Annotated in this window: 12 protein-coding genes and 1 tRNA gene; 7 read left to right on the top strand and 6 right to left on the bottom strand. The window is 61.7% G+C overall.

What is annotated here, in order from left to right:
- Nucleotides 1-4: 4 nt before the first annotated feature.
- From secD to queA, 4 genes are all read right to left on the bottom strand, one after another.
- Complete coding sequence (gene secD, locus AC0ZJQ_RS06400) at nt 5-1,867, bottom strand: protein translocase subunit SecD (protein ID WP_273526788.1); 1,863 nt, start codon at nt 1,865-1,867, stop codon at nt 5-7.
- 65 nt (nt 1,868-1,932) lie between these two features.
- The gene (yajC, locus tag AC0ZJQ_RS06395) at nt 1,933-2,262 is read right to left on the bottom strand and encodes a preprotein translocase subunit YajC (RefSeq protein ID WP_008568065.1); all 330 of its coding nucleotides are present in this window, start codon (nt 2,260-2,262) and stop codon (nt 1,933-1,935) included.
- A 40-nt stretch (nt 2,263-2,302) separates the two neighbouring features.
- On the bottom strand, nt 2,303-3,418 hold the full coding sequence (gene tgt / locus AC0ZJQ_RS06390; protein WP_476477756.1) for a tRNA guanosine(34) transglycosylase Tgt: 1,116 nt from the start codon (nt 3,416-3,418) through the stop codon (nt 2,303-2,305).
- Between the two features lie 14 nt (nt 3,419-3,432).
- Nucleotides 3,433-4,482 (bottom strand): tRNA preQ1(34) S-adenosylmethionine ribosyltransferase-isomerase QueA, encoded by a 1,050-nt coding sequence (queA, locus tag AC0ZJQ_RS06385; RefSeq protein WP_155552310.1) that lies wholly within the window; start codon nt 4,480-4,482, stop codon nt 3,433-3,435.
- A 109-nt stretch (nt 4,483-4,591) separates the two neighbouring features.
- Here queA and AC0ZJQ_RS06380 point away from each other — a divergent pair.
- The 3 genes from AC0ZJQ_RS06380 (at nt 4,592) to AC0ZJQ_RS06370 (ending at nt 5,974) form a co-directional block, all read left to right on the top strand.
- Nucleotides 4,592-4,678 (top strand) — tRNA-Leu (locus tag AC0ZJQ_RS06380).
- 487 nt (nt 4,679-5,165) lie between these two features.
- Nucleotides 5,166-5,378: a cold-shock protein gene (locus AC0ZJQ_RS06375; protein WP_003246255.1), complete on the top strand. Its 213-nt coding sequence runs from the start codon at nt 5,166-5,168 to the stop codon at nt 5,376-5,378.
- 98 nt (nt 5,379-5,476) lie between these two features.
- Complete coding sequence (locus AC0ZJQ_RS06370; RefSeq protein ID WP_008568069.1) at nt 5,477-5,974, top strand: RDD family protein; 498 nt, start codon at nt 5,477-5,479, stop codon at nt 5,972-5,974.
- 117 nt (nt 5,975-6,091) lie between these two features.
- Here the strand turns inward: AC0ZJQ_RS06370 and lptG are convergent, their stop codons facing one another.
- Together lptG and lptF are read right to left on the bottom strand one after the other, a co-directional pair.
- Nucleotides 6,092-7,153 carry an LPS export ABC transporter permease LptG gene (gene lptG / locus AC0ZJQ_RS06365; RefSeq protein ID WP_213662968.1) on the bottom strand — a complete coding sequence of 354 codons (1,062 nt, stop codon included), beginning with the start codon at nt 7,151-7,153 and terminating at the stop codon, nt 6,092-6,094.
- Complete coding sequence (gene lptF, locus AC0ZJQ_RS06360) at nt 7,146-8,267, bottom strand: LPS export ABC transporter permease LptF (protein ID WP_314019883.1); 1,122 nt, start codon at nt 8,265-8,267, stop codon at nt 7,146-7,148. Before lptF ends, lptG begins: the two co-directional genes overlap by 8 nt.
- Before the next feature lie 185 nt (nt 8,268-8,452).
- Here lptF and AC0ZJQ_RS06355 point away from each other — a divergent pair, with 185 nt between their 5' ends.
- The 4 genes from AC0ZJQ_RS06355 (at nt 8,453) to AC0ZJQ_RS06340 (ending at nt 13,776) form a co-directional block, all read left to right on the top strand.
- Nucleotides 8,453-9,940 (top strand): leucyl aminopeptidase, encoded by a 1,488-nt coding sequence (locus AC0ZJQ_RS06355; RefSeq protein ID WP_476477522.1) that lies wholly within the window; start codon nt 8,453-8,455, stop codon nt 9,938-9,940.
- Between the two features lie 72 nt (nt 9,941-10,012).
- Nucleotides 10,013-10,432 (top strand): DNA polymerase III subunit chi, encoded by a 420-nt coding sequence (locus AC0ZJQ_RS06350; RefSeq protein WP_008568077.1) that lies wholly within the window; start codon nt 10,013-10,015, stop codon nt 10,430-10,432.
- A gap of 30 nt (nt 10,433-10,462) precedes the next feature.
- Complete coding sequence (locus AC0ZJQ_RS06345; RefSeq protein ID WP_155552208.1) at nt 10,463-10,837, top strand: DNA polymerase III subunit chi; 375 nt, start codon at nt 10,463-10,465, stop codon at nt 10,835-10,837.
- A gap of 104 nt (nt 10,838-10,941) precedes the next feature.
- On the top strand, nt 10,942-13,776 hold the full coding sequence (locus AC0ZJQ_RS06340; RefSeq protein WP_167136459.1) for a valine--tRNA ligase: 2,835 nt from the start codon (nt 10,942-10,944) through the stop codon (nt 13,774-13,776).
- The last annotated feature ends 253 nt before the right edge of the window (nt 13,777-14,029 follow it).

The raw sequence follows: 14,029 nt of genomic DNA, 5'->3' as shown, positions 1-14,029 counted from the left end.
GCCCTCAGATCCACAACTTCTTGACGTTACGACCGCCGAAAATCAGGTTGACCATACCCCGGGTAAACATGATGGCGGTGAACAGGGAGGTCAGAATCCCCAGCGACATCGTCACCGCAAAACCCTTGATCGGCCCCGAGCCCAGCGCAAACAGAATCCCGCCGACCAGCAGAGTGGTCAGGTTACTGTCGAGAATCGCCGAGTAGGCGCGGTCGAAGCCTTCATGAATGGCGCGCTGAACCGAGAGGCCATTTTTCAGCTCCTCGCGAATACGCGAGAAGATGAGCACGTTCGCATCCACCGCCATGCCAAGCGTCAGCACGATACCGGCGATACCAGGCAGCGTGAGCGTGGCGCCGATGATCGACATCAGACCGACCAGCAGCACCAGGTTGAACGCCAGTGCGACAGTCGCCAGCACACCGAAGAACTTGTAGATAAGGATGACGAAAATCGATACGAAGATCAGCGCCCACCACGTCGATTCGATACCCTTGTCGATGTTCTCGGCGCCCAGGCTCGGGCCGATGGTCCGCTCTTCGGCGAAATACATCGGCGCCGCGAGGCCACCGGCGCGCAGCAATAGCGCCAGTTCGGAGGATTCGCCCTGGCCATCCAGTCCGGTAATCCGGAACTGGCTGCCCAGCGGCGACTGGATAGTCGCCAGACTGATGATCTGCTTCTCTTCCTGGAAGCTCTGCAGCATGACTTCCTGCTCCACGCCGTCGACGTTCTGTCGTACATAGCGGGTAACCGGCTTCTGCTCGATAAAAATGACCGCCATGCTGCGCCCGACGTTATTGCGGGTGGCGCGGTTCATCAGATCACCGCCGTGACCATCAAGACGAATATTGACCTGAGGTCGGCCGTTTTCGTCATAGCTGGCCTGAGCGTCAGTCACCTGATCACCGGTAATGATCAGGCTGCGCTCAAGCGCTACCGCCGGGCGACCTGGCTCACGAAACTCGAAGGACTCGGTGGTCGCGCGCGGAGCGTCGGGCTCGGCGGCGAGACGAAATTCGAGGCTGGCCGTCTTGCCGAGGATGCGCTTGGCTTCGGCGGTATCCTGAACACCAGGCAGCTCGACCACGATTCGGTTAGCACCCTGACGCTGAACCAGCGGCTCGGACACGCCCAGTTCGTTGACCCTGTTGCGTACGGTCGTCAGGTTCTGCTTGATCGAATACTCGCGAATTTCTGCCAGCTTGGCCTGGGTCAACGCAACGTTCAGAACCTGCTGTCCGCTACGCTCGGTGCTGGTCAATTCGAAATCTGTGAAGTTCTTGCGTACCAGCGCCTGAACGCGCCCCAGGGTTTCGCTATCGGCGAAGCCCAACTGGAAGGCGTCGCCACGCAACGGCAGGCTGCGATAACGAATCCGCTCCTTGCGCAGCAGTGCTTTGACCTCGCCCTCATAGACCTGCATGCGAGCGGCAACGGCCTTCTCCATGTCAACTTCGAGGAGGAAATGCACGCCGCCGGACAGATCAAGCCCGAGCTTCATCGGACTGGCGCCCAGATTACGCAGCCACTGCGGAGTCGTCGGGGCCAGGTTCAGAGCGACCACGTAGTCGTCTCCCATGACCCGACGCACGGCTTCCTTGGCCGGCAGCTGATCCGACAGTCGTTCAAGACGCAGCAAGCCGCCGTTCTCGGCGACTTCGGCAGCTTTCACCGCAATGCCAGCCTGCTTCAACGCACCAACCGCACGGTCGAGCGCGGGCTGGTCAACCTTCAGCGTCGTGCTGGCGCCGGTAAGCTGAATTGCCGGGTCGTCGGGATAGAGATTAGGTGCGGAATAGACCAGGCCAATAGCCAGCACTGCCAGGATCAGCAGATATTTCCACAGGGGATACTTGTTCAGCATGATGCCGCCCACTTAAAGACGCGGGGCGCCTTGCGCGCCCCGTCGTGGTATTGAATGAAGTCAGCTCAGATGGCCTTCAGCGTGCCTTTTGGCAACGTCGCGGCGATCGCCACTTTCTGGAACTTCAGTTCGACATTATCAGACACCTCGACCACCACGAAGTCATCGGCAACCTTGGTGACCTTGCCAGCGATGCCACCGGAAGTGACAACTTCGTCACCCTTCTGCAGACCGCCAATCAAGTTCTTGTGCTCTTTGGCGCGCTTGGCCTGGGGACGCCAGATCATCAGATAGAAGATGACCAGAAAACCGACCAGGAAAACCCATTCGAAACCAGTACCGGCAGGACCAGCAGCAGCCTCCTGGGCATGGGCGACGGGGATCAGAAAGCTCATGTAGCACTCCTGTTGCTTAAGATGGATTCGAGGAAATTTGTCATGCAACCGGCGGCGTTGGCATACCGCGTCGGGCATAGAAGGCGTCGACAAAGGCCGCCAATGTACCTTGTTGAATAGCGTCGCGTAAACCAGCCATCAGCCGCTGATAATGTCGCAAATTGTGGATTGTATTCAGCATGCTACCGAGCATTTCACCGCACTTGTCCAGGTGATGCAGATAGGCGCGGGAGAAGTGCTGGCAGGTATAGCAATCACAACCGGCGTCCAGTGGCGAGTTGTCGTGCCGGTGGATCGCATTGCGAATCTTGATCACGCCCGTATCGGTAAAAAGATGACCATTGCGCGCGTTGCGGGTCGGCATCACGCAGTCGAACATATCGACACCACGACGAACGCCTTCGACGAGGTCCTCCGGCTTGCCGACCCCCATCAGGTAACGTGGCTTGTCGGCGGGCATGCGCGGCGGGAGGAAATCGAGCACGCGAATCATCTCTTCCTTCGGCTCGCCCACCGACAAACCACCGATCGCCAGGCCGTCGAAGCCGATTTCGCAAAGACCTTCCAGAGAACGCATGCGCAGCGATTCATGCATGCCACCCTGGACAATGCCGAACAACGCCGCCGGACTATCGCCATGAGCGGCTTTCGAACGCTTGGCCCAGCGCAGCGAAAGCTCCATTGACCGCCGCGCTGTTTCCTCGTCGGCCGGATACGGAGTGCACTCGTCAAAGATCATGACGATATCCGATCCCAATTCACGCTGGACCTGCATCGACTCTTCCGGCCCCATGAACACCTTGGCGCCATCGACAGGAGATGCGAAGTACACGCCCTCCTCCTTGATCTTGCGCATCGCCCCCAGGCTGAATACCTGAAAGCCACCGGAATCGGTCAGAATCGGCCCCTGCCATTGCATGAAATCGTGCAGATCGCCGTGCTGCCTGATCACTTCAGTGCCAGGACGCAGCCAGAGGTGAAACGTGTTGCCGAGTATGATCTGCGCGCCGATACCTTCGATGTCACGCGGCAGCATGCCCTTGACCGTGCCGTAGGTACCCACCGGCATAAACGCCGGCGTTTCAACCGTTCCGCGGGGAAACGTCAGTCGACCCCGACGCGCCTTGCCGTCGGTGGCAAGCAACTCGAACGACATGTGACAGATGCGATTCATTGGTTTTCCTCGGGTCCGCGCGCAGCCTTGTTGCGCGTTATGAACATGGCATCGCCGTAACTGAAGAAGCGATAGCCCTCCCGCACTGCCTCGGCATAGGCCGCCATCGTTTCGGGATAACCGGCAAAAGCCGCCACGAGCATCAGCAGTGTCGACTCTGGCAGGTGAAAATTGGTTACCAGCGCGTCCACGACATGAAAGGACTTGCCGGGATAAATGAAGATATCGGTGTCGCCACTGAACGGCCGCAGCTCGCCATCGCGCGCAGCCGTTTCCAGCGAACGCACGCTGGTGGTCCCAACCGCTATGACTCTGCCACCGCGCGCGCGACAGGCAGCCACCGCATCGACCACCGCCTGACTCACCTCCAGCCATTCCTGGTGCATGTGGTGATCTTCGATTCGCTCGACACGCACCGGCTGAAAGGTGCCTGCACCGACGTGCAGGGTGACGAACGCGGTTTGCACGCCCTTTTCCTGCAGCGCCGCCAGCAGCGCCGCATCAAAATGCAGACCGGCCGTAGGTGCGGCAACAGCTCCGGCGTGCTGTGCGTAAACGGTCTGGTAACGCTCCCGATCCGCCTGCTCATCGGCACGATCTATATAAGGAGGCAACGGCATGTGCCCAATCCGTTCGAGCAACGGCAACACTTCTTCACTGAAGCGCAGCTCGAACAGCGAATCATGTCGCGCCATCATCACCGCTTCGCCGCCACCGTCGAGAACGATAACGCCACCGACCTTGGGAGATTTGCTGGCCCGCACATGCGCGAGCACACGATGGCTGTCGAGCACGCGCTCGACGAGAATCTCGAGCTTGCCGCCAGTTGCCTTGCGCCCAAACAAACGGGCAGCAATCACCCGAGTATTGTTGAACACCATCAGATCGCCGGACTGCACATACTCGAGCAGATCGATAAAGCGGCGATGCGCCAGCTCACCCGTCTCTCCATCGAGCACCAGCAGGCGACTCGCGCGACGCTCCGCCAGCGGATGGCGCGCGATCAGAGAGTCCGGGAGTTGAAAAGAGAAATCAGAGACTTGCATGGTTTTGGCGGGATATTGGCGGGGCGCAAAGCTTAGCGGAAAGACCATCCAATCGCCACGTCGGCGATTGACCGCTCAACCGCTCATCCCTATACTGCGCCGCCACTGTGCCTCGATGGCGGAATCGGTAGACGCAGCGGATTCAAAATCCGCCGCTGGCGACAGCGTGAGAGTTCGAGTCTCTCTCGGGGCACCATTCATTGCCAACGACCGCGGGTCCTCGGCAGCATCATGTCATTCTGATCAACGGCAAGGCTTCTCGATAAGCGAACCAGCTGCATCGGAGGCAGAATGACAGCAAAACGATCGTTACGATCTGCATAGCTTCATCCGGACAGTAATACTGATCCGAAGCGTCACAAGTCGGCATTCACTCATGCTCTTCACACGCCAGATCCAGGCAAGATTGAAGGCAACAGCGCCGACTTGGCATCACTCTACAACGCATGAATATGCATCGCCGAAGAGGCACTTTCACATGACTTCGAGGGGTTGGCATTCCCCGACGAGTTATCGTAGAGTGTGCCCACTGTGTTTGCATGGGTCGCTGTTGAATCGTGACCTGGTGCAGTAGATCTTCAGATCCGCTCTCCGCTCGACTCTCTTACTCTTTGCAACCAGTTCCAGCTTTCCTGCGCCATGCAGGGGGCAATTCTACTTTTGAGTTTCAAGGATACAAAGACATGTCGAATCGTCAGAACGGTACCGTCAAGTGGTTTAACGACGAGAAAGGTTTTGGTTTCATCACTCCCGAGAGCGGTCCGGATCTGTTCGTGCACTTCCGCGCGATCGAAGGCAACGGCTTCAAGAGCCTGAAAGAAGGCCAGAAAGTCAGCTTCATCGCCGTGCAAGGTCAAAAGGGCATGCAGGCTGATCAGGTCCAGATTCTGGGCTGAGTCACCGCTCCGAAAAGCCCCTGATGGCAACATCAGGGGCTTTTTTATGCACGCAATTCCGTAGAATGCGCGCCTTGTACCAACCACCAGGATTCGAGATGAGCCGACACCTGCTCAGCCCGCAGGGCCAGTTCCCCGCTGCCAGTCTGATACGCCGCCTCGCCGCCATGTTCTACGACAGCCTGCTGTGCATCGCACTGATGATGGTGGTGACCCTGTTCTACCAACAGGTGCTGCTGCGAATGTTCTATGGCAGCCAACAGCTGAAGGCAGTGGCCGACGCCGGTGGCCTGGATATCGACCCGCTGCTTTCGACGCTGCTGATGTTCAGCCTGTTCGCCTTCTTCGCCAAGTTCTGGACTCACAACGGCCAGACACTCGGCATGCAGGTCTGGGGTATTCGCATTCAGAACAAGGACGGCACGGCCATCGACCTGTGGCAGGCGCTGCTGCGCTTCCTGATCGCGATCATGTCCTGGCTGAGCCTGGGACTGGGGCACCTATGGATGCTGTGGGATAAGGACAAACGCACCTGGCAGGACATTTACTCGGAAAGCCAGGCCGTACAATTGCCGAAAAATACCCACAAGAAGTAAGCAGAAGGCGGAAGAGGCTTCGACAGGTGTCGCCCTGCCGAAGCGAGCGGTTCCAAGCGGCGGAATCGCTCTGGTCATCAGCCCCATGCGCCGCAGCTTGAAACCGTTATCAACCCCTTATCCCGCCCGGCGCAACAGCCAGACACCGATCAGCGCACAGATTCCCGCCGGCAGCGCGACCGCCAGCAATGGCGAGAAGCCGAACACCTGACTCGCCGGCCCGAGCAGATCCTGAATGATGCGGAAGACGAATCCGACCACCACGCCGGTGAAGATGCGCTGACCCAGCGTCACCGAGCGCAACGGGCCGAAGATGAACGAAATTGCGAGCAGCACCAGTGCGACAGTCACGGCGGGCTGCAGCACCTTCGTCCAGAACGCCAGCCAGTAACGGCCGTTGTTGAGACCCTGATCCGCCAGGTAATGGATGTAGCGCCACAAACCAGTGATCGACAGCGACTCCGGCGCCACCACCACAATCCCCAGCAACTGCGGCGTCAGCTGGACATCCCAGCGTTCTTCGCTCGCCTGCGCTACTTCGGTGTGATCGCCGCGAAAATGCGTGGTCGCGATGTTGCTCAGCAACCAGTGATCATTCTGGTAGCTGGCGCGCTTGGCGAAACTGGCCGACAGCAACCGCCGCTCATCGTCGAAGCGGTAGCGCGTCACCCCAACCAGCACGCCTCCTGGCTGCACGGCGTTGACGTGCACAAACTCGTTTTCCTGCCGATGCCAAAGGCCGCGCTTGCTGCTCTGCGCCTCGCCCGCACCCTGCGCCAGCGAACGGCGGGCCTGGGCAATATCCTCGGCCCAAGGCGCCGCGTATTCACCGATCAGCACGCCGACCAGCAGTAGCACGAGTGTCGGCTTCATCACCGCCACGACGATGCGGCCGAGCGAAATACCGGCAGCGCGCATCACGGTCAACTCGCTGCTGCTGGCCAGCGTACCCAGACCGATCAGGCAGCCGATCAGCGCCGCCATCGGCAGCATCTCGTAGAGCCGCCGCGGTGATGTCAGCAGCACATATTCCAGCGCATCCGCCAGGCCGTACCCGCCCTCGACATCGCCCAACTCGTCGATGAAGGCGAACAGCAGGGCCAGGCCGACGATGATGCCCAGAACGGTCAGGATCGCCAGAAAGACATGGATCGCGATGTATCGATCGAGCTTAACCATGCGCCACCCCCGGCGCCGCGCGACGCTTCTTCAACCTCAGCATCAACGGCTCCCAGTACAACATCAGCAGACCTATCGCGAAAAACAGCCCGTGCACCCACCACAAACCGAGCGCCATCGGAATCCGTCCCTTGTCGAGCGCGCCGCGCACAGCGATGAGCAACGCCAGATATGTCATGTAAAGCAGGATCGCCGGCAGCAGCTTGAGGAAACGCCCCTGACGCGGATTGACGCGAGCCAGCGGCACAGCGAGCAGGGTCACGACAAACACCAGCACCGGCATGGACAGGCGCCACTGCAGTTCGGACCGATGACGCAGGTTGTCGCTGCCAAGCAGCTCCCGCGTCGGCATTGCCTCGCGCTCGCTCAGCTCGACGGCCACCTGCGGCTTGGGCAGCAGCACGCCGTAGGTGTCGTACTGGATGGCGCGGTAGTCGGCCTGGCCGGGATTGCCGTCGTAACGGAAGCCATTCTCCAGGATCAGGTAGCGACTGCCGTCAGGCTGGATCTCCTGTCGCCCACTTTCGGCCACCAGCACGGAAACCCCACGCGCCTTGCCGGAACGGGCCGATGTGTTGGTCTCGGAAATGAACACCCCTGCCAGCTCGCTGCGATCGGCCGAAAGCTCACGTGTATAGGTCACCCGTGAACCATCGCGCAGGTTCTGAAAGCGCCCCGGCACCAGCGTGTCGAACTCGGTCAGCGAATCCTGTTGATTAAGGATGCGGTCCACTTCGGCAATGCCCTGCGGTGCAAGTCCGAGGCTCAGCCAGCCGACCAGCGCAGCCACCAGGGCCGCTGGCGCGAGGCTGTAGAGCAGTAGACGACGCTGGCTCATCCCAGTGGCCGAGAGCACCGTCATCTCGCTATCGAGATACAGCCTTCCATAGGCCAACAGTATGCCGAGGAACAGGCCGAGCGGCAGAATCAACTGCAGGAAGCCTGGCAGACGGAATCCCATGATCAACAGCAGCACGCCCGGATCGAGCAACCCCTGCGCAGCCTGGGCCAGGTACTTGATGAAGCGCCCACTCATGATGATCACCAGCAGCACGGCGCTGACTGCGCTCACGGTGACCAAAAGCTCGCGGGACAGATAACGAAAGACGATCAAACCGGACACTCCAGGGTTGTCAGGCTCCGACGGCTACGCTCAAACTAGCCGCCAGTTGCCGGTTCGCCGAGCTAGACCATTGAAATGGCAGCACATCCGCCGTCAACAGCCGGCAGGCGAACCACCGGAAAAATTGGCCTGGCATTATCCTGCAAACCCAACTCTTTGTCTTGGGGACTCCCGTCATGGAATTCGTTGTAAAGACCGCGAAAGCATCCGCGCTGAAAACCGCCACGCTGGTTCTGCCAGTCGGTGAAGGGCGTACCCTCGGCGAAACGGCCCAAGCCGTCGATATCGCCAGTGGCGGTGTCATCGGCTCGATCCTCAAGCGCGGCGATCTCGACGGCAAGATCGGACAGACTCTGCTGCTCCACAGCCTGCCCAATCTGAAGGCCGAACGCGTGCTGCTGCTCGGCGTCGGCAAGAACAACGAGCTGGATACCCGCCAGTGGCGCAAGGCGCTCGGTGCCGCAGCCGGCGCACTGAATAGCCTCGGCGGTTCCGATGCCGCGTTCGCCGTGCAGGATGTGCAGGTCAAGGGCCGCGACACCTATGCCAAAGTTCGCCTGCTGGCGGAGCTGCTCGCTGACAGCGCCTATGTGTTCGAACGCTTCAAGAGCAAGAAAGCCGACCCGCGCGCACTGAAGAAAGTCGTCCTGCTCTGCGACAAGTCGCAGCAGGACGACATCGAGCGCGCCGTCCGTCACGCCTCGGCCATCGCCTCAGGCATGGCGTTGACCCGCGACCTCGGCAACCTGCCGCCGAATCTGTGCCACCCGAGCTTCATGGCCGAGCAGGCGCGACAGCTCGGCAAATCCTTCAAGGGCCTGAAGGTGGACGTGCTCGATGAGAAGAAGCTGCGGGACCTGGGCGCCGGTGCGTTCCTCGCCGTAGCCCAAGGCAGCGAGCAGCCGGGCTGCATCGTGGTCATGCAGTACAACGGCGGCGCCAAGGGCGAGCAGCCCTATGCGCTGGTCGGCAAGGGCATCACCTTCGACACCGGCGGCATCAGCCTCAAGCCGGGCCTGGGCATGGACGAGATGAAGTACGACATGTGCGGTGCCGCCAGCGTGCTCGGCACCTTCCGCGCAGTGCTCGAACTGCAGCTGCCGATCAACCTCGTCGGCCTGCTCGCCTGCGCCGAGAACATGCCCAGCGGCAAGGCCACCCGTCCCGGCGATATCGTCACCACCCTGAGCGGTCAGACCGTCGAGATCCTCAACACCGACGCCGAAGGCCGCCTGGTGCTGTGCGATACGCTGACCTATGCCGAGCGCTTCAAGCCGCGCGCGGTGATCGATGTCGCCACCCTCACCGGTGCCTGCATCGTCGCGCTTGGCAGCCATACCTCGGGCCTGCTCGGCAACGATCAGGAACTGGCGCAGCAGCTGCTCGGCGCCGGCGAACAGGCCGGCGACCGCGCCTGGCAGCTGCCGTTGTTCGACGAGTATCAGGAGCAGCTGGACAGCCCCTTCGCCGACATCGCCAACATCGGCGGGCCGAAGGCCGGCACCGTCACCGCGGCCTGCTTCCTGTCGCGCTTCACCAAGCAGTATCCCTGGGCGCATCTGGACATCGCCGGCACCGCCTGGATCAGCGGTGGCAAGGAAAAGGGCGCAACCGGCCGCCCGGTCCCGCTGCTGACGCAGTACCTGCTGGACAGGACCCTCTGAAATGCCCTGCCGCCCGCGTACGTCCACCTGCCGGAGCGGCTCGCCGCGCGCCGGCAGTGACGGAACGCGCCGATGACCCGCATCGAGTTCTACGTGCTGCCCGACGACAATCCGCTCGGGCGCCTGCGCGCGGCCTGCCAGCTGGCCGCCAAGGGCTGGCAGCACGGCCTGCCGGTGTTCATCCGCTGTCACGACGCCGCACAATGCCAGCAGCTCGACGAGCTGCTATGGAGTTTTCGCACGGAGCGCTTCATCCCTCACGAGCACTACGCGGACGATCCCCAGGCACCGGTGGTCCTCGGCCTCGAGCAGGCGCCGGCGCAGCCGCAAAGCCTGTTGATCAACCTGGCGACGACGCTGTCGCCGCACGTCGATCAGTTCAGCCGAATCATTGAGATCGTCAATCAGGAACCGGACCTGCTGACGGCCTGCCGGGACAACTTCCGCCTCTACCGACGGCACGGTTACGACCCCAGGCGGGTCGAACTGTAGACCGCTGGAAGCTCAAGCCCGGAATTCGCCATGACGCCCAAATCCCCCGACAAACCCGCTCAGTTACTCGACGACCTGGAGTCCATCCGCGCCCTGCTCGGCGACCAGGATCCGCCCCTGCTGACCGAACAGCTCGACCCAGCCAGCATTCCCTTGCTCTCGGATGTCGTAGCCCCCCCACCTGCACCTCAGCCTGTCACCGCGCCGCAGCCCGAACGGCGCGAACCGGCGGCACGGGCCGCGTTCCGCTCGCTGGCCGAACGACACCTAGACCACGAGTTGCGCATGGCGGCTAATCTCATTCTGCAGGAGGTGATCGACGATTTCGTCCCGCAGATCGAGGCCGAACTGAAGCGCCGCCTCGAACGTCGCGTGGACGAACTGGTGCGCACGCCCAAGAACTAGCGCGCGCCACGCCGCAACGATTCCTGCGCTGACGCCTAGCCCGGACGCGATTTGGCTTTATACTCGCCCGTTTTTCCGATCAGCCGTTCTAAGGGTCCCGCCGCATGGACAAGACCTACCAGCCGCACGCCATCGAGACTTCCTGGTACCAGACCTGGGAATCGAACAACTATTTCGCGCCGCAGGGTTCCGGCGAGCCCTACACCATCATGATCCCGCCGCCGAACGTCACCGGCAGCCTGCACATGGGGCACGGTTTCAACAACGCGATCATGGACGCGCTGATCCGCTGGCGCCGCATGCAGGGCCGCAACACCCTGTGGCAGCCGGGCACCGACCACGCGGGCATCGCCACGCAGATGGTGGTCGAGCGCCAACTGGGCGCGCAGGGCGTCAGCCGCCACGATCTGGGCCGCGCGAAATTCTTGGAAAAGGTCTGGCAGTGGAAGGAAGAGTCCGGCGGCAACATTACCCGGCAGATCCGTCGTCTGGGTTCTTCGGTGGACTGGTCGCGCGAGCGTTTCACCATGGACGAGGGCCTGTCCGAGGCGGTCAAGGAAGCCTTCGTGCGCCTGCACGAGGATGGCCTGATCTACCGCGGCAAGCGCCTGGTCAACTGGGACACCAAGTTGCACACCGCCATTTCCGATCTGGAAGTGGAGAACCACGACGAGAAGGGCCACCTCTGGCACCTGCGCTATCCGCTGGCTGACGGTGCGCGCACCGCCGACGGCAAGGATTACCTGGTAGTCGCCACCACCCGCCCGGAAACCATGCTCGGCGATGCGGCCATCGCCGTGCATCCCGAGGACGAGCGCTACAAGAGCCTGATCGGCCGTCACGTCATGCTGCCGCTGGTCAACCGGCTGATTCCGATCATCGCCGACGACTACGTCGACCTCGAGTTCGGCACCGGCTGCGTGAAGATCACCCCGGCTCATGACTTCAATGACTACGAGGTCGGCAAGCGCCACCACCTGCCGCTGATCAACATCTTCGACCAGAACGCCTGCGTACTGGCCCGCGCCCAGGCATTCGATATCGACGGCACAGTCAACGACAAGGTCGATGGCAGTCTGCCCGACGGTTATGCGCACATGGACCGCTTCGATGCGCGCAAGGCGATCGTCGCCGAGTTCGACGCGATGGGCCTGCTGGAGAAGATCGACGACCACGCATTGAAAGTGCCGCGCGGCGACCGCTCCGGCACCATCATCGAGCCGTGGCTGACCGACCAGTGGTACGTGTCCACCAAGCCGCTGGCCGAAAAGGCCATCGCTGCGGTGGAGAACGGCCAGATCCAGTTCGTGCCCAAGCAATACGAGAACATGTACTTCAGCTGGATGCGCGATATCCAGGATTGGTGCATCAGCCGCCAGCTGTGGTGGGGCCACCGCATCCCGGCCTGGTACGACGAGGCGGGCAACGTCTATGTCGGCCGTGACGAAACCGAAGTGCGCAAGCGCTACGAAATCCGCAACGACGAACCGCTGCGTCAGGACGAAGACGTACTGGACACCTGGTTCAGCTCCGGGTTGTGGACCTTCTCCACGCTCGGCTGGCCGCAGCAGACCGAATTCCTCAAGACCTTCCACCCCACCGACGTGCTGGTCACCGGTTTCGACATCATTTTCTTCTGGGTTGCCCGGATGATCATGCTCTCGACCCACCTGACCGGACAGATTCCGTTCAAGACCGTCTACGTCCACGGTCTGGTGCGCGACGGCCAGGGCCAGAAGATGTCCAAGTCCAAGGGCAACGTGCTCGACCCGCTGGATATCGTCGACGGCATCACCCTCGACGAACTGCTGCAAAAACGCACCAGCGGCATGATGCAGCCCAAGCTGGCCGAGAAGATCGCCAAGCAGACCCGCGCCGAGTTCCCCGAAGGGATCGCCAGCTACGGCACCGACGCGCTGCGCTTCACCTTCTGCTCGCTGGCCTCCACCGGCCGCGACATCAAGTTCGACATGGGCCGCGTCGAGGGCTACCGCAACTTCTGCAACAAGCTGTGGAACGCCGCCAACTTCGTCTTCGAGAACACCGAGGGCAAGGACACCGGCGTAAATGGCGAGCCCGTCGAGCTGTCGGCGGTGGACCGCTGGATCATCTCCACCCTGCAGCGCACCGAGGCCGAAGTCACCCGCCAGCTGGAAGCGTTCCGCTTCGACCTGGCTGCCCAGGCGCTGTATGAATTCATCTGGGACGAGTACTGCGCCTGGTACCTGGAGCTGGTCAAACCGCTGCTGTGGGACGAGACCGCCAGTATCGAACGCCAGCGTGGCACCCGCCGCACTCTGGTGCGCGTGCTGGAAACCGCGCTGCGCCTGGCGCATCCGTTCATGCCGTTCATCACCGAGGAAATCTGGCAGCGCGTCGCGCCGCTGGCGGGCAAATCGGGCCCGACATTGATGTTGCAGCCGTGGCCGGAGTTCGACCCGTCGCGCCTGGACGAAGATGCCGAAGGCGACATCGAGTGGATCAAGGCCTTCATGCTCGGCATCCGCCAGATTCGCGGCGAAATGAACATCTCGATGGCCAAGCGCATCGACGTGGTGCTGAGCAACGCCTCGCCGCTCGACCTGCGCCGACTGGCCGACAACGAGCCGCTGCTGAAGAAGCTGGCCAAGCTGGAAACCGTGCGCACCCTTGCAGCGGGCGAAGAAGCGCCACTGTCGGCCATCGCCCTGGTTGGCGATCTGCAGGTGCTGGTGCCGATGGCCGGGCTGATCGACAAGGACGCCGAACTGGCGCGGCTGGACAAGGAGATCGCGCGGCTGGACGGCGAGGTCAAGCGCGTCGGCGGCAAGCTGTCCAACGCCGGCTTCGTCGACAAGGCGCCGCCAGAAGTGATCGACAAGGAGCGCGCCAAGCTGGCCGAGGCCGAACAGGCCAAGGCCCGTCTGGTCGAGCAGCGCGAGCGCATCGCCACGCTGTAAAACACAAAGGCCGGCATCGATGCCGGCCTTTTGTTATCGATCATCTTGATTGATCGCAACGCATCGCCGGCGGCGAGCAGCCATCATGTCGCCGCCATATTCGAACAAAAACTGACAGAGCGCATAACGCTTCGCGTCAGCGAATCTCGCTTGTAACGCCAGCTTCGATTCCGATCGGTGCATGTCGTCTGCGTGCGTTGTTCAGCTGTATGAAGCCGCAGCCAAGCGTCTGTCGATGCTGTGCCGGTTTGCT

The organism is Stutzerimonas sp. 21-1 (assembly GCF_056336065.1).
Note: the sequence above shows the minus strand (reverse complement) of the source record. Positions and strands in the feature narration are given on the sequence as shown.